We start from the raw sequence: 20,445 nt of genomic DNA, 5'->3' as shown, positions 1-20,445 counted from the left end.
GAACCTTCAGGGAATCAGAGTCCCTCAGGGTTCCCCTCACGGACAAACTCGGTCCCGCCAGCCGACGGTCCGGTCGGGAGCTGCCTTGGCGGTGCCCGCGGAGGCGCTGGCGTTCGGCGGCGCGGCAGGTGCGGCCGCGGTTCGCCGGTTCCGCGCGGGAGCGGCCGACCTGGAGTGAGCGGGCAGTCGGCGCGCTGCGCTCTTGTACAACGTTCAGCTGTGTTTTCGCAGGTCTGCGTGGTAATAATCGCGCCCGCTTAGCGGATTCTTAGCCATCGGGCGGTCAGCGCGCGTAGGGTCGGCCGCGACGCTGGCGGAGCCCTAGGGGAGGGGCAGGCTGTGAAGCCGGCGACGGGACCGCGGCAGTACCGCGCGGACCTGGAAGAGCCGCCAGGAGCGGCTCGGTGGCGGTTGGCCGGCCGAGATGGGGGTAGGCCGGCCGGCCGCCAGGCTCTATTCGACGTTCGACGTGCAGAGCGCGATCGAGCTGCCGCTGCTCTCGGCGACCTTCTTCCCGTCGACGAGGATCTGGCAGCTGATCTGGTTGGTCACGCCCGCGTTCGCGGTGTCCGCGGTCAGCGAAAGGATCGGCGCGCCTCCGCTGTAAGACGCGTGGCCGTGCCAGTCGTCGGTGCTCGGCGGGGTGGACGCGGTGCGCTGGTCGTTCAGCGTGCCGTAGCGAACGGTCGCGCCGCCCGCCGAGGTCACCACGAAGTCGACCGAATGCTTCTCGCCCGGCTGCGGCGGGATGTGCAGGTCGCCCGCCCGCGCGGTGCCGAACATCGACGGGTACAGCGCCATCGCGCCGCACAGCAGGACGGCGAGTGCGGAAAGCGCGGTTCCGGTGAGGGCGACACCCAATCCGCGCATTGTGCCCTTGGAGGAAAGTACGATTCCCGCAATTCCGCCGACCAGTCCGACACCGGCGAGCGGCCAGGCGAGGAAACCCCAATCCGGCAGGAACGCGACACCGGCCGCGCCGAGGCCGAGCGTGACTCCGAGGCCGCCGGGCCAGTTCGCCTGCCTCCGGGACGGCGCTTGCTGGGGCGGGCGGGGCGGCGTTTGCGTCGATGGACGGAGCGGACCAGGGCGAGTAGTGGTCCGGCTGTGTCGTGCGGGTGCGGCCGGATACGGCTGCTCGGTCGTCATGCGTGCCTCTTCCGCTGTGTTGGCGAAGACGCTAACGCAGATGCCCGCGAAGTTGGAATAATCGTTATCGAGAGATAATGTCATTCATTTACCGCGTCCGGCCAATCGGGGTCATTTCCCGCCGGATTGCGCGAAGCGGCGCCATTTGCTGGCCGAAAAGGACTTCCGCGATGATTCCGAAGAGCGACCGAGCGCTTACCCCACGGCCCTGACCTGGCGACGCGGTCGTCCCCGCGCGCCATTCACTGATCGAAAAGGCTGACTTCCGGAGTGATCTCGAGAAGTTCGTGCACCGGCCTGCCGCGCCGTCCGTCGATGGTCGTCGTGCGCACCACGCGCAACCGCGCGGTCACCGGGCGATCGAGATTTTCCTTGATCTGGTCGAGCAGATCCGGGGCGACCGCGCCCTGAATGGTTCCGCCGGATTCCCGTTCCAGATAGAAAATCCGACGCCGGGTGCGCACGCCGTCGAGGCGTCCGGTCACTGTCTCGTAGCCGACCGCTTCGCGCGATTCGCGCAGGCTGCCCTGCAGCACCCGGGCCTGCTCGGTGGTCATGCTCCGGGTCACCTGCTCGCCCGCGGTGGGCGTGAGCGCCATTCCGATGCCAGCGTGCTTGCTGACCGCGTTGACGACGTCGCTGACCGCGTTGCGCACCGTGTCGCGCTGCAGCAGCACCGCGTCGAGCGCACCGTCGTCGGAACCGTTGGCGGGCAGGAAATCGCAGAGTTCCTTCACCGCGCGCTCGGACAGCGTTTCGATGCCGTCGTGGATCAGCGCGTCGTCGACCGCCGGTTCCGGGAAACCGAAGAAGATCGCGTTGCCCGCCTGCCCTTTTTGGATCAACGGGGCCTTGTCGCGGTCCGCCTGCTGAACGAAGGTGACCTCATTCGACGGATTGCGGATGATGTGGCCGATCTTCGCCGTCGCGTCCTGCAGCGCCCGGCTGATGTCGGAAAAGGTGTACGCGTCGATGTGCGTTTCGCCGATCACCGACACGTGCAGCAGCGGCGCGCGGCAGGTGCGCTCGAACTTCGCGTTCGCCGCCATCGCCGAGGCGCGCGCGAGGTCGTCGAGCCACGTGCCGCCGGGAATCTCGTCGGCGATCCGCCGGAACTCGTTCCTCACCACACCATCTCCGGGACGCCTCTGCCGCCTTCGGCCCACACCGATTCCCACACGTCCTCGTCTCCGGGACGGCACAGGAAGCCGTCGAGCATGCCGCCGACGGGCTGGATCTGGTCGAGGTACATCGCGGGCTGGCCGACGATGATGCCGCGCAGGGTCAGCAGGCCGTACAGCGCGGTGCGGCCGCTGTCGTCGAGCCGCTTCAGCGCGCCCCATTCGTCGGGCAGCAGCACCACGTCGAGCCCGCGCGGCGGATGCGCCGTGCGGGTGACGAACGCGCCGCCGAGCCAGGCCCGCCCGGACGTGATCACCCGCTGGGCGACCCCGAGGTAGCTGTTGAGCGCGCTGAAGAGGATCTCGCGCTCATTCTGGTGCGGCGCGTCGTAGACCAGCCGCTCGTAGACGTCGGCGAGGTCGGCGTGGTGGCGGCCGGGCGGCAGCAGGTTCTGTGGCGTCCAGTGCGGAAGCGCCATCGGACCTCCTGACGTCGTCCGGGGCCCTCGGCGCCCGCTTACCGTGCGTAGCCGAATCTACCAGGTGGGTGTCAGCCACTGCGTCCAGGTCGGCGGGGCGCGGGTTCGTCGTGCGGCCAGTGCGGACTCCGCTGGTCGTCCTCGGGCCAGCTCAGTTCGCCGGACAGCCGCGGCTCGGGATCGGGCAGCGGATGCCCGGCCGGGTCGTGCGTCGCGTGCTGCCCGTTGTACGGCTCGTCCGGGTCGACGTCCGGATAGTCGTTGTAGACCCGCTCAGGCTGGTCGTCGTAGTGCGGGTACGCCGGTTCCTCGTAGTCCTCGTACGGGTTCGCCGGCGGGATGTGCCGGGTCTCCTCGGCCGGTGTCTCCGCCGGCGCGACGGCGGGCCGGTACGGCTCGGCCTCAGCGTCGGCCTTCGGCCGGGACGCGCGCGTGAACAGCCACATGACCGCCGCCCCGAGCAGGAACGAGACGAGCAGCCACAGCCAGATCTGCCCGAAGAGCCAGAGCATCCGCCATCACCTCTGTTCCACTGTGATCTCGACCCGCCGGTCGCTGTCGTCCCCGCTGCCCGTACCGCTCGGGCCGCCCGCGCTTGTGGTGCTGCCCACCGCGAGCAATCGGTCGGGCGGCACGTCCTCGCGGATCAGCAACCGGATCACGGCCAGCGCTCGGTTGCGGGAAAGCTTCAGCGCCGCGCTGCGCCCGCCCGGACCGTCGGCGACCCGGCCGACGAGGCGGTAGCGGAAGTTGTCCGGTGCGTCGCGCAGCAACGGCGCGAGGTCGCGCGCGGCCTGCTCGCCTTGATCGGTGAGCTGCGCGGTGTCCGGATCGAAAGTGATCGGCGCGGCAGCGAGTTTGCGGTCCAGTTCGGCCTGGATTCCGTCGCGGTCGGTCGGCGGCGCGGACGGCGGGGCGGACGAACTCGGCGGCGGGCTGGCCGGCGGCGCCGTCGACGGCTCGGGCGAGGGCGACGGCGCGGATTGTGCCGGCCCGGCGCCGCCGGAGGCCTGCGCCGACTCGACCCCGTCGACGCCCTGCACGATGCCGAGCGCGCGACCGGCGTCCTCGGCCGGGAACCCTTCGAGGGTCGCCTGCCGTCCGGAGAACTTCACGTCGCCGCCGCGGAGACCGGCCGCGTCGAGCGCGGAGCGTGATCGCGCGGCGAGGTCGTCCTGGATTCCGCTGCCCTGCAGCCAAGTGACGATGCCCGCGAGCAGCGCCGTGACCACCACTGCGACGGGGATCAAGCGAAGCCACCCTCGTGCACCGGACATAAAGGGACCCTATGCCGGGCCGCTCGGCTTGGCGACCTGGTAAAGGCCGCCGTTCGGGTGGCTCTCGCGAGCGTGCCGGTACCGGTGGTTACCGGTACCGGCACGGTCGAGGGAACGGCGGTCAGGAGGCGGTCGCGTTGCCCCGCAGGTCGAGGTTGCCCCGCACGTCGAGATCGAGACCCGCCGGGTCGTTCGGGACAAGCGGAGCCAGCTCCGGCCGCTTCGGCGACAGACCGTCGCCCATGGACTCGCCGCGCAGCTGGCGGCGGATCCACGGCAGCAGGTGCATCTTGGTCCACGCGAGGTCGGAGCGCCGCGACGTCATCCAGGTGGCGGGCTCGCTGCTCGCCGGGTACGGCTCGCGCCAGTCCTCGTCCACCGGGACGCCGAGCACCTCGGCGGTGAGCAGCGCGATCCGGCGGTGCGCGTCCGGCGTGAAGTGCAGCCGGTCGTCGCTCCAGGCACGCCGGTCGTGCAGCGGCTCCATGTGCCACATGTCGACCATCTTCGCGTCGTGCCGGGCCGCGATCGCCCACAGATGCGTGTTGTAGATCGCGACCTTGCCGCGCAGCACGCTCATCACCGACAGCTGCTTGGTGTCCGGCCCGTTGAAGATCACCACCGGGATCCCGGCCGCGCGCAGCTTCGCCACCCCCGCTTCGAAGCGCGCCGCGATGGCGTCGACGTCCGCGCCCGGCACGATCACGTCGTTGCCGCCCGCGCACAGCGTGACCAGGTCGGGCTTCAGCTCAAGGGCGATCGGGACCTGCTCGTCCATGATCTCGTCGAGCATCTTGCCGCGCAGCGACAGGTTCGCGTACTGGAAACCGGGCTCCCCGCCGGCCAGCATCTCGGCGAGCCGGTCGGCCCAGCCCCGGAACGTCCCGTCGCCCCGATGGTCGTTGAGGCCTTCGGTGAAGCTGTCCCCGATGGCTACGTAGCTGTTGATCCCGTACACGCTGGGTTCCCCTTTCCCGCTGGTGCGCGCCTGTTCCCCGTGAAGTCCCGGATGTAGTTGTACACCCCAACTAACAGTCGGATATCCCCATATCCTTCCCGCCGGACACGACTGGTTCGCGGCGATGTCACAGTCTCTTACCTTGTCGGGGTATTGCGCCTCCCTATTACGGCATTTTCACCGGGACGAACCTCACGATCGGGGCGATACCAGGCGCCGTGTGGGGTAGGTCTCCCGACCTGGGGGTCCGCGGCGAGTTGCGGCAGTCTGGAAGGTGTGACAGACGAGACTGCGAAGGGGCCGGCGCGGGAGTCGCTCACGCAGATCCTCGGCGGGCGGCGCGGCGCGATCGACGCCAGCATCCCGCCCGCCGCGTTCGTCGTCGGCTGGCTCTGCTCCGGCCAGTCGATCGCCTGGGGAGCCGGGGTCGCGATCGGCGTCGCCGTGCTGCTGGGCGCGTACCGGCTGATCCGCGGCGACAAGGCGCGCGCGGTGGTGGTGAGCCTCGCCGCGGTGGTGATCGCCGCGCTGATCGCGATGCACACCGGCCGGGCCGAGGATTTCTTTCTGCTGCAGCTGTTCTCGAACGCGGCGAGCGCGCTGCTGTTCGCGGCGAGCATCGCGGTGCGCTGGCCGTTGCTCGGCGTGATCGTGGGACTGCTCCTCGGGCAGAAGACCCGCTGGCGGCGCGATCCGGCCCTGCTGCGCGCGTACTCGTGGGCGAGCGGCGTGTGGGTGCTGCAGTACTTGCTGCGCGTGGTCGTTTACGGCCTGTTGTGGTGGACCGGGCAGGTGGTGGCGCTCGGAGTGGCGCGCACTGTGCTGTCCTGGCCGCTGGTGGCGGCGACCGTGGCGGTGAGCGGCTGGGTCCTTTACCGGAGCCTCCCAGCAGAACACCCGGGCCTTCGCCTGGCGAAAGACCCGGGTGCGGGCGAGTCCGAAAACGGACCCGGAAGTTAAGGCGGCCCCCGGCGAGGGGGGAGGGTCCGGGGGCCGGTTCCTACGGTACCCGGACCGGAGGGGTTGAGTCGACGGTTTCGACTCTTCCGCTCAAGTTTTGGTGGCATTCACCCGTCGGGATGGTCGCGGGGTGTCCTCGCCCCACGCGCCCACCGCCGCGAGCCACGCCGCGCCGAGCACGCCATCGGAGCTGGTCAGAACGGTGAGGCCGGCGAATTCGGCCCGCACGCGAGCCCCCGCCGGGCTGTTTTCGGCCAGCACGCTGCCCACGAGCACGATCGGAGTTTTTTCTCCCGGCTCGCGCGTGGCGCGAGCCACGCGCACGAGATGCCGGGCGCCGCGCGCGACGATTTCCTCCGCGACGGGCTCGCCCGCGACCGCCGCGGCACTCACCAGCGGCGCGTACCGGGCGAGCCGGACCGGGGGTTCCGCGTTGGAATGGGTCACCAGCTCCCACATGACGGCGAAGCGGTCCGACAAGTCCACTGCGGACGGTCCGAACGCTTCGGCGAGGACCGCCTCGGCCAATCCGCCGAGCGGGCCGTCGCCTTCGAGCGCGGCGAGCGTGGCGCGCACGGCTTCGCGGCCGAGCCAGAACCCGGAGCCTTCATCGCCGAGCAACCAGCCGTGACCGCCCGCGGTCGCGACCATCCGGCGGCCGCGGATGCGCCCGGCGATCGAGCCGGTGCCCGCGACGAGCACAGTCCCGTCCGGCTCGGCCGTCGCGGAGGCGTAAGCCACCTCGGCGTCGCCCGTGACGCGGACGAGGCCGCCCAGTCCGATGCGCTCCCACGCCGCGGTGAACTCCGCCGCGACCGCCGGGTCGGACAGCTTGCTCTCGCCCGCCATGCCGACCACGACGCCGAGCACGTCGGTCCGTCCGTCCAAAGCGGATTCGATGGCTCCGGCGATCCGGGCCGCCGCCTCCGCGGGCGGATGCGCGTTGGGGTTCGCGCCGCCCGCCGCCGCGGTGCCGTGCACGACGCCGGCGGCGTCGATCGCGATCGCTCGCGTCGAGGTGCCGCCGGCGTCCACGCCTACTACGAGACTCACCGGGTCTTGGTCACCTTCAGCAGACCGCGCGGGTTGTCCGGGTTGCCCCCGCGAGCGAGCGACAGCCCGAGCGCGATCCGCTGGATCGGCAGGATTTCCAGCACTGGAGCCAATTCCTCGACGGTCGGGGCGACCGGGATGCGCAGCGCGGCGGGCACGTCCTGGGCCGCCGAACCGACCGCGAGCACGTCCGCGCCGCGCTCGCCGACCGCTTCGAGAACCTCGCGCATGGCTTCGCCGCCGCGGCCGAGGCTGGTGGCGGCGAGCACGGCGGTCTCGCCGTCGACCGCCGCGACCGGACCGTGCAGCAGGTCCGCGCCGCTGTACGCGCGGGCCGCGAGGTAGCTCGTCTCGGCCAGCTTCAGCGAAGCTTCGAGCGCGCTGGCGTAGGAGTAGCCGCGGCCGGTGGTGAGTACGCGGTCGACAAAGCGATATCGGTCCACCGCGCGCTGCACGCCTTCGACGGAACCGTCGAGAGTCTGCTGGGCCAGCTCGCCGATCTTGTCGGCGTCCTCTCCCTTGCCGCCGCGGATCGCGTCGATGAAGAGGTACAGCGCCATCAGCGTCGCGGAGTACGTCTTGGTCGCCGCCACCGCCTTTTCGAGGCCGGCGCCGATGTCGACACCCAGTTCCGAAGCCGCGCGCAGCGGCGAATCCGGGGTGTTGGTGACCGACACGGTCAGCGCGCCCTGACGGCGGGCGGCCTCGGTGACCTCGATCAGGTCGGGCGAACCGCCGCTCTGGCTGACCGTGATGAAGAGCACGTCGCGCAGGTCCGGGCGAGCGCCGTAAAGCGTCGCGGTGGACGGCGACACGAGCCCCGCCGGAAGGCCCAGGAGTACCTCGATCAGGTATTTCGCGTACAGCGCGCCGTGGTCGCTCGAACCGCGAGCGGCGAGCAGGGCGAACCTCGGCGGGTTCTGTGAAATCTTTTCCGCGACTTCTGCGATGCCGGACCGCCGCTCGACCAGCCCGGCGAGAACGCTGGGCTGCTCCGAGATTTCCGCGGCCATGTGCTCGCCGGGACGTAGTTGGGTCATCACTTTCCTCTCCGCCGGGACGGGGGTCCCGGTGTGCTGAGCGGCGTCCGGTCAGGTCTAGACCAATGCTAGCCGGGCGGAGCGGGTCGGGAGAAGGGTACGTTTCCTCACGGGGCAGTGGCGCGTTTAATGTGGGAAGACTGAGGGAGCCGGGCATGCTGGAGACACCCCCCGCGAGCGAGGCGGGGACTGCTGCGCGAGGGCAGCGCGAACCCAAGTACTGGGCGCTGAAGCAGCATCTGCTGGACCTGCTCGACGCACTGCCGCCGGGATCGCCGATCCCGACCGAGCGGGCGCTGGCGGGAGAATTCACCGTTTCGCGCACCACCGTGCGCCAGGCGCTGGCGGATCTCACCGCCGAGGGCAGACTGCACCGCGTCCAGGGCAAGGGCACGTTCGCCGCCGAGCCGAAGCTCGCGCAGCGGCTGCAGCTGTCCTCTTATACCGAGGACATGCGCAAGCAGGGCCTGAAGCCGTCGTCCCAGCTGCTGGAGCTCGAAGAGCTGCCGGTCGAGGGCGAGATGACGAAGCTGCTGCAGCTGCGCAACGGCGCGAAGATCCTGCGGCTGCGCCGGCTCCGGCTCGCCGACGGCCAGCCGATGGCGCTCGAGACCACGCACCTGCCGCTCGGCCGGTTCCGCGGGCTGCGCAAGCACATCACCGCGGGCGGTTCGCTGTACGCGGTGCTGCGCGAGCATTACGGCGTCGAGCTGGAGCGCGCGGAGGAGACCATCGAGACGTCGCTGGCCGGGCCGCAGGAAGCGGAGATCCTCGGCGCGGACGTCGGCATGCCGGTGATGATGCTGACCCGGCATTCGTTCGCCACCGACGGCAAGCCGGTCGAGTTCGCCCGCGCGGTCTATCGCGGCGACCGGTACAAGTTCGTCACCACGCTGCTTCCCTGACCGCGTGAGCATCGCGGGGGACACTGGCATCCGCTGGGGCACGCCCGCGGCTCGCGGCGTGCTCTGGACGACCATCCTCGGTTCGGGGATGGCGATGCTCGACGGCACCATCGTGAACGTCGCGCTGCCCCGGATCGGCGAGGAACTCGGCGCGTCGGTCGCCGGTCTGCAGTGGATTCTCGACGGCTACCTGCTGGCGCTCGCCGCGCTGATCCTGGTCGCCGGGTCGCTCGGCGACCGCTACGGCAGGCGGCGCGTGTACCTGGTCGGCGTGGTGTGGTTCGGGCTCGCGTCCGGGCTGTGCGCGGCGGCGACGTCGACCGAGCTGCTCGTGCTGTTCCGCGTGCTGCAGGGAATCGGCGGGGCGTTGCTGACGCCGGGTTCGCTCGCGATCCTGCAGTCGTCGTTCTCGCACGAGGACCGGGCCCGCGCGATCGGCTCGTGGTCCGGGCTCGGCGGGATCGCGGCGGCGGTCGGGCCGTTGCTCGGCGGACTGCTGGTGCAGGCGTGGTCGTGGCGGCTGGCGTTCCTGATCAACCTGCCGCTCGCGGTGGTCGTCGTGCTGATGGCGCGGCGGTTCGTGCCGGAGTCGCGCGACACCGCGGCGACCGGGCATCCGGACTACGTCGCCGCGGCGGTCGGCGCGCTCGGGCTGGCCGGGGTCACCGGGGCGCTGGTCGAGGCTCCGGTGCGCGGGATCGGCGATCCGGTCGTGCTGGTCGCGTTGGTGGTCGGTGTCGCCGGGCTGGGGTTGTTTCTTTGGCTCCAGCACCGTGCTGCCGAACCGCTGGTGCCGCCCTCGTTGTTTCGCGACCGGACGTTCACGCTGTCGAACGCGCTGACGTTCGTGGTCTACGCGGCGCTCGGCGGCGTGATGATGCTGCTGGTTCTGCAGCTTCAGGTGTCGCTGGGTTATTCGCCGACGCTCGCCGGGCTGGCCGGATTGCCGATCACGGTGATCATGCTGCTGCTTTCCGGCCGGTCGGGGGCGCTCGCGCAGCGGATCGGGCCGCGGCTGCAGCTGGTGGTCGGGCCGATCGTGGTCGGCGTCGGGATGCTGCTGCTGACGCGGGTCGGGCCGGGGTCGTCGTACCTCGGGTCGGTGCTGCCCGCGGTGGCGGTGTTCGGGCTCGGACTGGCCACTGTGGTCGCTCCGGTGACCGCGACGGTGCTGGCCGCCGCGCCGGACCGATACGCCGGGGTCGCGTCCGGGGTCAACAATGCGATCGCCCGATCGGGTGGACTTCTGGCGGTGGCGATTTTGCCCGCCGCGGCTGGTTTGACGGGTTCGGCGTATCGGGATCCGGTCGCGCTGACTGCCGGGTGGCAGACGGCGCTGGTCATCTGCGCGGTGCTCGCGATCGCCGGCGGGCTTATCGCGTTGGGAATTCACAACGGGGTGCTCGGCGCCGTCGAGCCGGATGACGCGCCGCATCCCGGGGATTGTCTGCATTGCGGGGTGGAAGGGCCGCCCACGCACGTCCATCCAGGCGGGCGTCGCTGATCTTTCGGTGGGGGAAATGTGCTGGGGTTTGTCGGTGCCGGTGAGCTGACCGCTGCCATCGTGACCGGGCTCGACGGGAGCTTGCCGGTCGCGTTGTCGCCGCGCTCGCGGGAAATCAGCGCGGCGCTGGCTGCTCGCTATCCGGACGTGCGGGTGTGCGCGAGCAACCAGGAAGTGCTTGATCAGGCGGACACGGTGGTGCTGGCCGTGCGGCCGCCGGTCTTGCGGGAAGTGGTGGCTGAGCTGACTTTCATGCCGGAGCACGTGGTGATCAGCGCGGTGGCCGGCGTGCGGGTGGAGCAGTTGCGGGATTTGGTCGCACCGGCTTCGCGGGTGGTGCGGTCGATTCCGTTGCCGCAGGCAGCGCAGCGGCAGAGCCTGACGGCGATGTATCCGGAGGACGGCGTCGCGCGGGAGTTGTTCGAGCGCGTGGGCGGGGTGGTGGTGCCCCGCGACGAACCGGGCTTGGAAGCGTTCAGCGCGGCTACGTCGACGTTCGCCGCGCACCTGGACTATCTGGCGACTATCGCCGGGTGGATGAGCGCGCAGGGGGTCGAGGCTGAGGTGGCTTCGGCGTATGTGACGCACATCTTCGCGCAGGTCGGGAAGTCACTGGCCGGTGGCGGGCCGTTGGCGGAGTTGACTGCCCGGCATATGACTCCGGGCGGGATCAACGAGCAGTTGTTGACGCACCTTCGGGATGAAAGGGTGCCCGAGACAGTGCGGCAGGGGCTGGACGCGGTGCTGGCCCGGTTGCGCGGATCAGCCGCGGGAGCGGGCGACTAGCCGGGTCTCGATGCGCTGCAACGCCGTGATCAAGGTGCTGGCCTCTTCGGCATCGGTGAACGTGCCGTCGAGGAGTGCGGACCAGCTGTCGCGCAGCCGCTGCAGGTTCTCCGCCGCCTTTTCGGTGGGGTAGAGGCGGACGCGCCGGGCGTCGTCGGGGTCGGACTCCCGGCGCAGCAGGCCCTTGTTCTCCAGGCCGCGGACGGCCCGGCTGACGTTGCTGGAGATCATCTGGGTGGCCTCGGCCGCGGCGTTGACCGTGGTTCCCGGGTGCCGGTCGACGAACCGCATCACCGCGCCTTCCAGCGGCGTCCCCGACTCGGCGTCGGCTTCCTTGGCGGCGTTGATGTGCCGGGCCACCGCGAGGATCAGGTCGGCGAGCTCGAAGAGCTGTTCGTCTTTCACCCGGCCAGCATAGCTATCTTTTGACAGGTATCTCCTCGACGGCGTAGCTTAGCTATCAAATGATAGCTATGGAGGCGGTCATGACCGAAGGCAAGAACGCGCTGATCATCGGGGCGTCGCGGGGGCTGGGCTACGCGCTGGCCACCGAGTTCCTCCGCCGCGGCTGGCAGGTCACCGCGACCGAGCGCACGCCCTCCGCGCTGCACGAGCTGGCCGGGCTGACGGTGGAGACCGTCGACATCGCGGTGCCCGAACAGGTCGCGGCGCTGCGCGAACGGCTGGCCGGATCGGCGTTCGACCTGCTGTTCGTCAACGCCGGAACCAACTACACGACCGACCCGTCGGCCACCTTCGCCGACGTGTCCACCGAGGACTTCGCCCAGGTCATGGTGACCAACGCGCTGAGCCCGATGCGCGTCGTCGAGACCCTCCAGGACCTGGTCCCGGCGACCGGCACCATCGGCGTGATGTCGTCAGGCCAGGGCAGCGTCGCCGACAACACCAAGGGCGGCTTCGAGGTCTACCGGGCGAGCAAGTCCGCGTTGAACCAGCTCATGCGCAGCTTCGCCGCCCGGCACGCCGACGACCCGCGCACGCTGCTGCTCCTGGCGCCCGGCTGGGTGAAGACGGACCTGGGCGGGCCGGGTGCGCGGCTGACTGTCGACGAGAGCATCCCCGGCGTCGCCGACACGATCGAGGCTTGGACGGGCAAGGGCGGGCTGCACTACCTGGACCGCCAGGGTCAGACCGTCAACTGGTGACCGCTGCGGTCCCGTTAATCGCCCCAATGCCACTTTGGGTGCGCTGGACGCACCGAATGCCACTTTGGGTGCGCTGGACGCACCGAACGCCACATTGGGTGCGTCAGATGCACCCAATGTGGCATTGGGGCGCGGTCTACGCGAGCAGCTCGGCCAGCATCGCCGGGTCGATGTTCCCGCCGGAGACGACCGCGACGGTGCGTCCGCCGGGGAGCTCGTCCGCGTGGTGCAGGTACGCGGCCGGGGCGGTGGCCCCGCTTGGCTCGGCGACCAGGCGGCCTTGCCGGGCCAGCGCGCGGACGGTGTCGCGGATTTCGTCCTCGGTCACGGTGATCACGCCGTCCAGGACGTGCCGCAGGTGCGCGAACGTGAGCTCGGACGGTTGCGCGCGCAGGCCGTCGGCGATGGTGCGGGCGCGTTCGGCGATGGGCCAGTCCACGATCTCGCCCGCGGCGAGACTGGCCGCGGTGTCGCCGGCCAGTTCCGGCTCGACGCCGTAAACCTTCGCGTTCGGGCACTTCGCCTTGATCGCGGTGCCGACCCCGGAGGCGAAGCCGCCGCCGCTGACCGGCACCAGCACGGTCTCGACGTCCGGCAGGTCTTCCGCGATCTCGAGGCCGACGGTGCCCTGCCCGGCGATGATGTCCGGGTGGTCGAACGGCGGGATCAGCGTGAGACCGCGTTCATCGGCGAGCGCGAGCGCCGCCGATTCCCGTTCCGCGATCGGCACTTCGCGGACTTCCGCACCCCAGCGAAGAGTGGCTTCGACCTTCAGCCGCGGAGTCACGTCTGGCACCACGATCACCGCGGGAATCCCGAATTCGCGCGCGGCGTAGGCGACTGCTTGCGCGTGGTTGCCGCTCGAATACGCGACCACGCCGCGTTTCCGTTCGGTGTCGGTGAGTGCGGCGATCGCGTTGTACGCGCCGCGGATCTTGAACGCGCCGATCGGTTGCAGGCTCTCGGGTTTCACCCAGAATTCGCCGGGAACCCAGAGCTGGCGCAGCAGCGGGGTGTGCACCGCGGTGCCCTTCACCCGCTCGGCCGCGGCTTCGATGTCGGAGATCGTCACGAGGTGCATGAGGCGAGTATGTCAGGAAAGTGTGAGCTTTAGTCTATCCATTTTGGACAGTCAACGTGGCGTCCCTCACGCCGAGGCAACGAAGGGAGCGTCTCAGGCGACTTAACCGTTGAAGAAACAGGGACGACGACCGGGAACGATCAGATCGGAATCATGAGCGAGGAGCAGAAGGAAACCGCGGAGGACAAGAAGAAACTCCGGACGACCTCGGTGCTCGCCGCGGCGCTGGCGGCGGTCACCGCCGCGTTGCTGGGTTCGACGCTGGGGGTCGCGGGGACAGTCATCGGCGCCGGAGTGGCCAGCGTGGTCAGCACGGTCGGCGGCGAGTTGTACCTGCGTTCTCTGCAGAAGACTCGTGATGCCGCGCGGAAGGCCATGGAGACGGCCGCACGACGCAGCCGGGCCGGGCTTGCTCCGGTGCGGGTGCCGGTTGACGACGTGGCGTCGGCGAATCCTGGCGAGGCGCCGACGGTGTATCTGCCCGCCGATTTGGCGAATATGCCTACGGTTCGGTTGTCCGAGCTGAAGCCGACTGAACCGGAGAAGTCCGACAGCCTGGGCGAGAAGCTGCGGAAGATGCGGTGGCCGTTGATCATCGCTTCTAGCGTGGTGGCGTTCGTTGTCGCGTTGGTTGTCTTGCTCGGTCTGGATTGGACGACCAAGGGGAGCGTGTCCACTGGGTTGATTCCCCGGCAGCCGGATACCAGTCAGCAGCGGGATGACCATCCGGACAACACCCCGAGCACCGCACCGCAGACACCCCCGCCCGGTGAGTCGAAGCAGAACAACCCGACGTCCACTCCGACCACGACGCCGAGCGCTCCGCCGTCCTCACAGCAGCCGACGCAGCAGACGCGCCCGCCGTCCACGTCCTCGAACCCGCCCACGAGTTCACAGGCCCCCGCGACCAGCCAGACGCCGACCGCCCCCGCAGTCCCGTCAAACGCGGGCGAGTAACTCCCCGCGGCGGTCCGTGAGGGGAACCTTCACGGACTCTGAGTCCCTCAGGGTTCCCCTCACGGCCCACCTGAGTCCGCTACGAAAGCCGGGCCTTCAGCCCCTCCGCGGCGGCCTTGGGATCCTCCGCCTCGGTGATCGCCCGGACGACCACAACTCGTGAGGCCCCCGCGTCCAGCACCTCCGGCAACCGGGCCTCGTCGATCCCGCCGATCGCGAACCAAGGCCGCTCCGTCCCGAGAGCCGCGGTAGACCGGACCAAGCCCAGCCCCGGCGCGAACCGGCCGGGTTTCGTCGGGGTGGGCCAGCACGGGCCGGTGCAGAAGTAGTCCACGCCGGTCTCTGCCGCCGCAGCCGCGGCCTGCTCCTCCGAATGGGTGGAACGGCCGATCACCACGTCGTCGCCCAGGACGCGCCGTGCCAGCGAGACCGGGATGTCGTCCTGCCCCAAATGCAACACATCCGCCCCCACCGCCAGTGCCACATCCGCTCGATCGTTCACCGACAGCAGTGCGCCATGCCGTGCGCAGGCCTCCGCCAGCACCTCCAGCGCGGCGATCTCCTGCTTGGCCTCCAGCGGCGAGCCGCCCGTCTTGTCCCGCAGCTGCACGATGTCGACGCCACCGGCCAACGCGGCGTCCGCGAACTCGGCGAGGTCCCCACGCGAGGTGCGCGCGTCGGTGCACAAGTACAGCCGGGCGTCGGCGAGACGGGTGCGAATTTGGTCTCCGGTCAAGGCAGGCATGGCGGTGACGTTACCCGCGCGCTACGGTGTGGGAGTCCGCACGGGAGCCCGAGGCACGGGCTGAGAGGGAGCTGCCGCTCCGACCGTGGAACCTGATCCGGGTCATGCCGGCGCAGGGAGCGTGATTCCACTGTGAACACCAGCACCACAACCGTCACTGTCGTCGGCGGCGGCGTCATCGGGCTGTCCGCGGCCTGGCGCGCGGCTGCCCAGGGATGGCGGGTCACGGTCGTCGACCCGGATCCCGTGCGCGGCGGCGCGTCCTGGCTGGCCGGCGGGATGCTCGCCCCGGTCACCGAGGCGTGGCCGGGCGAGGAAGCCGTGCTCAGCCTGGGCGAAGCGTCGCTGCGACGCTGGCCAAGTTTCGCGCGGGAGTTAGCCGCCGAAGGAACCGATCCCGGGCTGGCCGAGCACGGCACGATCGTCGTCGGGTTCGACAGCGCCGACGCCGGGCACCTCGACATCCTCGCCGGGTACCTGCGTTCGCTCGGCCGCGACGTCGAGACGCTCACCGGGCGTGCGGCGAAGCGGCTCGCGCCGGGGCTTGGCGCGGTTCGCAGCGGCCTGCGGGTACCGGGCGATTTAGCCGTGGACAACCGGAAACTGCTCACAGCGCTGAGCGAAGCGGCTACAAAGCGTGGAGTCGAGTTCCGTCGTGAACGGCTCAAGAGCCTCTCCGAAGTCTCCGGCCCGGTGATCCTTGCCGCCGGCGCGTGGACCGGCCAGCTGCATCCGTTGCTGGAGCACGCCGTACGCCCGCTGAAGGGCGAGATTCTGCGACTGCGTCCGCGTCGGGGCTGTCTGCCCCCTCCGCCGTACACGGTGCGCGCGATGGTCGAGGGACGGCCGATCTATCTGGTACCACGAGAAGACGGCGAACTGGTTCTTGGCGCGACGCAGTACGAAGCGGGTTTCGACCAAGCTGTCACCGCGCGCGGCGTACGCGAGCTGTTGGAGAACGCGGAGCGGATTCTGCCTGGCATCACGGAGTACGAGCTGGTGGAGGTCGCCGCTGGACTGCGTGCCGCTAGCCGTGACGCTTTGCCGTACATCGGCGAAGTGAGCGAAGGCGTGTACGCGGCGACAGGACATCACCGCAACGGTTTGCTGATGGCACCCGCGACCGCGGACGCCGTGGTCGCGTGGCTGGCCGGCGAAGCCCCGTCGCCGGAGGTCGCCGCGGCGACGCCTGCCCGGCTGGTCGAGAAGGAGCGAGTCTGATGGAGATCAAGGTCAACGGCGAGTGGCGGGAGTTTCCCGACGACAGCACCGTTTCCGCGGTCCTGGACGCGCTGGGTGCGGAGCGCCGCGGCGTGGCCGTCGCGGTCAACGGCGAGGTCGTGCGGCGTGGCGAATGGGAAGAAGCGGTCGTGCCGAAGGGTGCGAACCTCGAAGTGCTGACCGCGGTTCAAGGAGGTTGAGCATGGACGACCTGATCATCGGCGAACACAAGCTGTCGTCGCGATTGATCATCGGCACCGGTGGCGCGGCGAATCTCGAGGTGCTGGAACGCGCGCTGGTCGCGTCGGGCACCCAGCTGACCACCGTGGCGATGCGCCGAGCCGACGCCGAGGGCGGCTCCGGAGTGCTGGAGCTGTTGCGGCGCTTGGACATCGAGCTGCTGCCCAACACCGCGGGCTGCCGGACGGCGGCCGAAGCCGTGCTCACCGCCCAGCTGGCCCGCGAGGCGCTGGAAACGAACCTGGTCAAACTCGAGGTGCACGCCGACGACCGGACGCTGCTGCCCGATCCGCTGGAGACGCTCGAAGCCGCCGAACGCCTGGTGGCGGACGGATTCACGGTGTTCGCCTACACCAACGACGACCCGGTGCTCGCCCTCCGTCTCGAGGAGGCGGGCTGCGCCGCGGTGATGCCGCTCGGCGCCCCGATCGGCACCGGGCTGGGCATCCGGAACCCGCACAACATCGAGCTGATCGTCTCGCGCGCGTCGGTGCCGATCGTGCTGGACGCTGGGATCGGTACTGCTTCGGACGCGACGCTGGCCATGGAACTCGGCTGCTCGGCGGTGCTTCTGTCGACGGCGGTGACCCGGGCCGCGGATCCGGAACGGATGGCGTTGGCGATGCGGAGCGCCGTGGAGGCGGGGTATCTGGCGCGAGGCGCGGGACGGGTGCCGCAGCGGTTTTGGGCGCAGGCGTCCAGTCCGCCTCGCTAGACCTCGACGACGATTTTGCCGCGCACACCGCCGTTTTCGAGCGTGCGGTGTGCCTCGGCGATGTCCGCCAGCGGAAACACCCGATCCACCAACGGCCGCACCAACCCGGCATTGACCCACCGGCTCAGATCAGCGAGCAGATCCGCCTTGGGGTTCCCGCTGAAACCGCGCACCCACCGCTTCGGGCGTAGCGAGTTCGCCGCGACATAACCGACCGAGCGGGCCGGACGGTCGAGGTCGAACGCGATCGCGACCATCCGCCCGCGCGGGGTCAGCAGCCGCCGGAACGTGTCGAGGTCGCGGCCGACGGTGTCGAGAATGACGTCGAACTTCCCCAGGTCGCCGGGATCGCGGTAGTCGAGTGCGACATCCGCCCCGAGTTCCCTTGCCAGCTCCAGGTTTTTGGCGCTCGTCAGCCCGGTCACGTGTGCGCCCATCGCTTTTCCGAGCTGCGTCGCCACAAAACCGACCCCGCCGGTCGCGCCGCGAATCAGCAGGCGTTCGCCGGGCTTGAGATGGGCTTTGTCGCGCAGCGCGGTAATCGCGGTGATGCCCACGGCCAGCGACGCGGCTTGCGCGGGGTCGAGGCCGGCGGGTACGTGGTCCAGCCGATCCGCGGCCATCACGTAGTACTCGGCGGCAGTGCCCATGCGCCGCCCGCCGCCCCAGACGAGGTCGCCGACGGCGAACCGGCTCGTCCCGGGTTCCACCACCTCGCCGACGAGGTCCACTCCGATCCGCTTGGGAAAACGCTTGCCGCTGAACGGAAGCAGCTTCCCGGACCGCATGGAGAGTTCGCCGCCGTTGACCGAGAGCGCGCGCACTCGGACGAGGACTTCGCCGGGACCGGGCACCGGTGTCGGGACCGTGGTCTCGCGCAGGACTTCCGGCGGTCCGTAGCGGTCGTAGGTGATGGCTCGCATCGAAGTGGAAGGCATGTTCCACTTCTAGCACGGAAAGTGGAAGGGGTCTTCCGATTCGCGTAAAGTGAGAGAGTGCTGGAAAAACCGACTCGGTTGCGCACCGACGCCGCCCACAATCGCGCGCAGATTCTCGAGATCGCGAAGCGCACCTTCGAGACCGAGGGCCTGGACGTGTCGATGAGCGAACTCGCGCGCCGCGCGGGGCTCGGCGTGGCCACGGTGTACCGCCATTTCCCGACCAAGGCCGATCTCGTCGCCGAAGCCTTCGCCGAGCCGATGGCCGAATGCGCGGGGATGCTCGACGAGGCGCTCGCCGACCCCGACCCGTGGCGCGGGTTTTGCCGGGTGATCGAGGAAGTGTGTGCGATGCAGGCACGCAACCACGGTTTCTCCGCCGCGATCGTGACCGCGCTGCCGGATCAGGCGCGTTTCGCGGAGCTGCGGGACCACGCGTTGCGGGGGTTCACCGAGTTGATCCGCCGGGCGCAGGAAGCCGGTGCGCTGCGGGCCGACTTCGCGGTTTCCGACCTGTCGTTGATCTTGCTGGCGAACGGCGGGCTGCGGTCGGGCGCGGGAGCCGCGGCACCGGCGGCGTCGCGGCGGCTCGCCGGTTATCTGCTGCAGTCGTTCCGCACGGAGACGGCCGCGCCGCTGCCGCCGCCCGCCGAGCTTCCGCTCGACGGGTCGGTGCTCTGAATGGGCGGCCAAGCTGCACAAATAGCCTGGTAATGGTGATTTCGCCCGCGCTTGACGCGGATTGTGCACGGGTACGCCGTATGGTTGACGGCACCCTTTCCGGCGCACCCAGCGGCGGGCACCAGCGTCAGAAGGAGCCGATCGTGACTCTTTCCTCGGTCCAGGACGTAACGGGCCGGTTGTATCTAGCGGTGGGACGGCTTTCCCGCTCGCTGCGCCAGGCCGGCGCGCCCGGGCCCGGACACGGGTCGATCTCGGCGCTGGCCACGCTCGTGCACTTCGGCGAGCTGCGCCTCGGCGACCTCGCCGCGAAGGAAGGCGTCGCCGCGGCCACGATGTCGCGGATCGTGGCCACGCTGGTGGAGGCTGGTTACGTCACCCGCGAGTCCGACCCGGTCGACCGCCGCGCCTGGCTGGCCCGCGCCACCGAGGAAGGCGAACGCCTCGTCTCCGGCGTGCGCTCCACCCGCGTGCAGGAGCTCAACCGCCGCCTCGACCGCCTCACGCCTGAAGCCCGGGAGTCGATCATCGCCGCTCTGCCCGCGCTGGAGGCCTTGATCTCCGACGAGGGTTAGCGCTCTTCGGGGGCCAGCCGCCAGAACGCCGACACGGGGCCGACTTTGGCGCCCATCGGGTACGAGTGTTCGACGGCCTGCGACACGAACCACTTGCCGTAACGCGCCGCTTCGATCACCGGCATGCCCTTGGCCAGCCCAGCGGTCAGCGCGGACGCCATGGTGTCGCCAGCCCCGTGCGTGTGCGGGGTCTGCCAGCGCGGGCCGGGCAGTTCCACGAACGTCGTGCCGTCGAAGAGCAGGTCGACGCACTCCGGGTCGGACTGCAGGTGGCCGCTCTTCACGAGCACGTACTTCGGCCCGAGCTGGTGCAGCACGACGGCCGCGGTGTGCATGCCTTCGCGGTCGGTCACGGTCATGCCGGTGAGCAGCCGCACCTCGTCCAGGTTCGGCGTGAGCACGGTGGCGCGCGGCAGCAGTTCGTCGCGCAGCGCGGCGAGGCCGTTGTCGTCGAACAGCGACTGGCCGGTCATCGCCGCGGCCACCGGGTCGACCACGAACGGAATCGAGCCGTCGCGCCCGATCCCGGCTTTGTCGCAGGCCGTCGCGACCGCGCGGATGATCTCCGCGGACGCGAGCATGCCGGTCTTCGCCGCGCCGACGCCCATGTCCTCGGCGACCGCCTCGATCTGCCCGGCCACGATGTGCGGCGGCAGATCGGCGCGGTCGTGCACGCCGAGCGTGTTCTGGACGGTGACCGCGGTGACCGCGACCAGGCCGTGCACCCCGCAGGCGAGGAAGGTCCGCAGGTCCGCCTGCAGCCCGGCGGCCCCGCCGGAATCGGATCCGGCGATGGTGAGCGCGGAGGGCGGGCTCGGGTTCTCAGTCATGTGCGCGTTCCGACTTCTGGTCTGGTCCATTGAGGCAACTGTGCTTCATTCACAGTCCACCACG

General features: G+C 70.1%; 24 protein-coding genes and 1 riboswitch. Of the genes, 11 read left to right on the top strand and 13 right to left on the bottom strand.

Annotation, left to right across the window (positions count from 1 at the left end):
• Positions 1-453: 453 nt before the first annotated feature.
• From ABD156_RS01515 to ABD156_RS01490, 6 genes are all read right to left on the bottom strand, one after another.
• Positions 454-1,149, bottom strand: coding sequence for a hypothetical protein (locus ABD156_RS01515; protein WP_344265093.1), 696 nt, complete (start codon positions 1,147-1,149; stop codon positions 454-456).
• 242 nt (positions 1,150-1,391) lie between these two features.
• Positions 1,392-2,276 (bottom strand): hypothetical protein, encoded by an 885-nt coding sequence (locus tag ABD156_RS01510; protein WP_067580198.1) that lies wholly within the window; start codon positions 2,274-2,276, stop codon positions 1,392-1,394.
• The gene (locus ABD156_RS01505) at positions 2,273-2,749 is read right to left on the bottom strand and encodes a DUF6932 family protein (RefSeq protein WP_344265085.1); all 477 of its coding nucleotides are present in this window, start codon (positions 2,747-2,749) and stop codon (positions 2,273-2,275) included. Before ABD156_RS01505 ends, ABD156_RS01510 begins: the two co-directional genes overlap by 4 nt.
• A 71-nt stretch (positions 2,750-2,820) precedes the next feature.
• Entirely contained in the window at positions 2,821-3,261 is a 441-nt protein-coding gene (locus ABD156_RS01500) for a LapA family protein (protein WP_344265082.1), read from the bottom strand.
• Between the two features lie 6 nt (positions 3,262-3,267).
• Entirely contained in the window at positions 3,268-3,999 is a 732-nt protein-coding gene (locus ABD156_RS01495) for an OmpA family protein (RefSeq protein ID WP_344265079.1), read from the bottom strand.
• A gap of 148 nt (positions 4,000-4,147) precedes the next feature.
• Positions 4,148-4,984 (bottom strand): SGNH/GDSL hydrolase family protein, encoded by an 837-nt coding sequence (locus tag ABD156_RS01490; protein ID WP_344265076.1) that lies wholly within the window; start codon positions 4,982-4,984, stop codon positions 4,148-4,150.
• A gap of 276 nt (positions 4,985-5,260) precedes the next feature.
• Here ABD156_RS01490 and ABD156_RS01485 point away from each other — a divergent pair, with 276 nt between their 5' ends.
• Positions 5,261-5,944 (top strand): DUF3159 domain-containing protein, encoded by a 684-nt coding sequence (locus ABD156_RS01485; protein ID WP_344265073.1) that lies wholly within the window; start codon positions 5,261-5,263, stop codon positions 5,942-5,944.
• A 90-nt stretch (positions 5,945-6,034) separates the two neighbouring features.
• Here ABD156_RS01485 and ABD156_RS01480 read toward each other — a convergent pair whose 3' ends face one another.
• A complete protein-coding gene (locus ABD156_RS01480; RefSeq protein ID WP_344265070.1) occupies positions 6,035-6,997 on the bottom strand; it encodes an N-acetylglucosamine kinase in 963 nt (320 codons plus the stop codon).
• The gene (locus ABD156_RS01475) at positions 6,994-8,037 is read right to left on the bottom strand and encodes an SIS domain-containing protein (RefSeq protein ID WP_344265067.1); all 1,044 of its coding nucleotides are present in this window, start codon (positions 8,035-8,037) and stop codon (positions 6,994-6,996) included. The genes ABD156_RS01480 and ABD156_RS01475 overlap by 4 nt, the downstream gene beginning before the upstream one ends.
• A 155-nt stretch (positions 8,038-8,192) precedes the next feature.
• On the opposite strand from ABD156_RS01475, the gene ABD156_RS01470 reads away from it, so the two are divergent.
• The 3 genes from ABD156_RS01470 to ABD156_RS01460 are packed head-to-tail and all read left to right on the top strand — an operon-like array spanning position 8,193 to position 11,232.
• On the top strand, positions 8,193-8,942 hold the full coding sequence (locus tag ABD156_RS01470) for a GntR family transcriptional regulator (RefSeq protein WP_009084055.1): 750 nt from the start codon (positions 8,193-8,195) through the stop codon (positions 8,940-8,942).
• A gap of 4 nt (positions 8,943-8,946) precedes the next feature.
• The gene (locus tag ABD156_RS01465) at positions 8,947-10,446 is read left to right on the top strand and encodes an MFS transporter (RefSeq protein WP_344265062.1); all 1,500 of its coding nucleotides are present in this window, start codon (positions 8,947-8,949) and stop codon (positions 10,444-10,446) included.
• 18 nt (positions 10,447-10,464) lie between these two features.
• On the top strand, positions 10,465-11,232 hold the full coding sequence (locus tag ABD156_RS01460; protein ID WP_344265059.1) for an NAD(P)-binding domain-containing protein: 768 nt from the start codon (positions 10,465-10,467) through the stop codon (positions 11,230-11,232).
• Here ABD156_RS01460 and ABD156_RS01455 read toward each other — a convergent pair.
• Positions 11,209-11,637, bottom strand: a complete 429-nt coding sequence (locus ABD156_RS01455) for a MarR family winged helix-turn-helix transcriptional regulator (protein WP_344265056.1) — start codon at positions 11,635-11,637, stop codon at positions 11,209-11,211. The two genes, ABD156_RS01460 and ABD156_RS01455, sit on opposite strands and share 24 nt — an antisense overlap.
• 80 nt (positions 11,638-11,717) lie before the next feature.
• Here ABD156_RS01455 and ABD156_RS01450 point away from each other — a divergent pair, with 80 nt between their 5' ends.
• A complete protein-coding gene (locus ABD156_RS01450) occupies positions 11,718-12,398 on the top strand; it encodes an SDR family NAD(P)-dependent oxidoreductase (protein WP_344265053.1) in 681 nt (226 codons plus the stop codon).
• A gap of 136 nt (positions 12,399-12,534) precedes the next feature.
• On the opposite strand, the gene ABD156_RS01445 is transcribed toward ABD156_RS01450, so the two are convergent.
• Complete coding sequence (locus ABD156_RS01445; protein WP_344265050.1) at positions 12,535-13,479, bottom strand: threonine ammonia-lyase; 945 nt, start codon at positions 13,477-13,479, stop codon at positions 12,535-12,537.
• A 153-nt stretch (positions 13,480-13,632) separates the two neighbouring features.
• Between ABD156_RS01445 and ABD156_RS01440 the strand changes: the two genes are divergently transcribed.
• Entirely contained in the window at positions 13,633-14,436 is an 804-nt protein-coding gene (locus ABD156_RS01440) for a hypothetical protein (RefSeq protein ID WP_344265047.1), read from the top strand.
• A 79-nt stretch (positions 14,437-14,515) separates the two neighbouring features.
• Here ABD156_RS01440 and thiE read toward each other — a convergent pair whose 3' ends face one another.
• Complete coding sequence (gene thiE, locus ABD156_RS01435) at positions 14,516-15,181, bottom strand: thiamine phosphate synthase (RefSeq protein WP_344265044.1); 666 nt, start codon at positions 15,179-15,181, stop codon at positions 14,516-14,518.
• 30 nt (positions 15,182-15,211) lie between these two features.
• A riboswitch (TPP riboswitch) is annotated at positions 15,212-15,317 on the top strand.
• Between thiE and thiO the strand changes: the two genes are divergently transcribed.
• The 3 genes from thiO to thiG all read left to right on the top strand — a co-directional run bounded on the left by thiO (position 15,314) and on the right by thiG (position 17,357).
• Positions 15,314-16,402, top strand: a complete 1,089-nt coding sequence (thiO, locus tag ABD156_RS01430; RefSeq protein WP_344265041.1) for a glycine oxidase ThiO — start codon at positions 15,314-15,316, stop codon at positions 16,400-16,402. (Overlaps the previous riboswitch by 4 nt.)
• Complete coding sequence (gene thiS / locus ABD156_RS01425; protein ID WP_344265038.1) at positions 16,402-16,602, top strand: sulfur carrier protein ThiS; 201 nt, start codon at positions 16,402-16,404, stop codon at positions 16,600-16,602. Before thiO ends, thiS begins: the two co-directional genes overlap by 1 nt.
• A 2-nt stretch (positions 16,603-16,604) precedes the next feature.
• Positions 16,605-17,357, top strand: a complete 753-nt coding sequence (thiG, locus tag ABD156_RS01420) for a thiazole synthase (protein WP_344265035.1) — start codon at positions 16,605-16,607, stop codon at positions 17,355-17,357.
• On the opposite strand, the gene ABD156_RS01415 is transcribed toward thiG, so the two are convergent.
• Positions 17,354-18,295 carry an NAD(P)-dependent alcohol dehydrogenase gene (locus ABD156_RS01415; RefSeq protein ID WP_344265031.1) on the bottom strand — a complete coding sequence of 314 codons (942 nt, stop codon included), beginning with the start codon at positions 18,293-18,295 and terminating at the stop codon, positions 17,354-17,356. The genes thiG and ABD156_RS01415 overlap by 4 nt on opposite strands.
• 57 nt (positions 18,296-18,352) lie before the next feature.
• On the opposite strand from ABD156_RS01415, the gene ABD156_RS01410 reads away from it, so the two are divergent.
• Both ABD156_RS01410 and ABD156_RS01405 read left to right on the top strand, forming a co-directional pair.
• Entirely contained in the window at positions 18,353-18,976 is a 624-nt protein-coding gene (locus ABD156_RS01410; protein WP_344265028.1) for a TetR/AcrR family transcriptional regulator, read from the top strand.
• Positions 18,977-19,119: 143 nt separating this feature from the next.
• Positions 19,120-19,551 carry a MarR family winged helix-turn-helix transcriptional regulator gene (locus ABD156_RS01405; protein WP_037718524.1) on the top strand — a complete coding sequence of 144 codons (432 nt, stop codon included), beginning with the start codon at positions 19,120-19,122 and terminating at the stop codon, positions 19,549-19,551.
• Here ABD156_RS01405 and thiD read toward each other — a convergent pair.
• Positions 19,548-20,381 (bottom strand): bifunctional hydroxymethylpyrimidine kinase/phosphomethylpyrimidine kinase, encoded by an 834-nt coding sequence (thiD, locus tag ABD156_RS01400; RefSeq protein ID WP_344265019.1) that lies wholly within the window; start codon positions 20,379-20,381, stop codon positions 19,548-19,550. The two genes, ABD156_RS01405 and thiD, sit on opposite strands and share 4 nt — an antisense overlap.
• Positions 20,382-20,445: the final 64 nt, after the last annotated feature.

Origin of the sequence: Amycolatopsis albidoflavus, assembly GCF_039525725.1 — a bacterium.
Lineage (GTDB): Bacteria > Actinomycetota > Actinomycetes > Mycobacteriales > Pseudonocardiaceae > Amycolatopsis > Amycolatopsis albidoflava.
This window is presented reverse-complemented; position numbering and strand designations above follow the sequence as displayed.

Bases quoted from the DNA above. Each gene is read 5' to 3' on its own strand.
- ABD156_RS01515 (WP_344265093.1), bottom strand. From the start codon at position 1,149: ATGACGACCGAGCAGCCGTATCCGGCCGCACCCGCACGACACAGCCGG.
- ABD156_RS01505 (WP_344265085.1), bottom strand. From the start codon at position 2,749: ATGGCGCTTCCGCACTGGACGCCACAGAACCTGCTGCCGCCCGGCCGC.
- ABD156_RS01500 (WP_344265082.1), bottom strand. From the start codon at position 3,261: ATGCTCTGGCTCTTCGGGCAGATCTGGCTGTGGCTGCTCGTCTCGTTC.
- ABD156_RS01475 (WP_344265067.1), bottom strand. From the start codon at position 8,037: ATGACCCAACTACGTCCCGGCGAGCACATGGCCGCGGAAATCTCGGAG.
- ABD156_RS01470 (WP_009084055.1), top strand. From the start codon at position 8,193: ATGCTGGAGACACCCCCCGCGAGCGAGGCGGGGACTGCTGCGCGAGGG.
- ABD156_RS01450 (WP_344265053.1), top strand. From the start codon at position 11,718: ATGACCGAAGGCAAGAACGCGCTGATCATCGGGGCGTCGCGGGGGCTG.
- ABD156_RS01445 (WP_344265050.1), bottom strand. From the start codon at position 13,479: ATGCACCTCGTGACGATCTCCGACATCGAAGCCGCGGCCGAGCGGGTG.
- ABD156_RS01440 (WP_344265047.1), top strand. From the start codon at position 13,633: ATGAGCGAGGAGCAGAAGGAAACCGCGGAGGACAAGAAGAAACTCCGG.
- thiE (WP_344265044.1), bottom strand. From the start codon at position 15,181: ATGCCTGCCTTGACCGGAGACCAAATTCGCACCCGTCTCGCCGACGCC.
- thiS (WP_344265038.1), top strand. From the start codon at position 16,402: ATGGAGATCAAGGTCAACGGCGAGTGGCGGGAGTTTCCCGACGACAGC.
- thiG (WP_344265035.1), top strand. From the start codon at position 16,605: ATGGACGACCTGATCATCGGCGAACACAAGCTGTCGTCGCGATTGATC.
- ABD156_RS01415 (WP_344265031.1), bottom strand. From the start codon at position 18,295: ATGCCTTCCACTTCGATGCGAGCCATCACCTACGACCGCTACGGACCG.
- thiD (WP_344265019.1), bottom strand. From the start codon at position 20,381: ATGACTGAGAACCCGAGCCCGCCCTCCGCGCTCACCATCGCCGGATCC.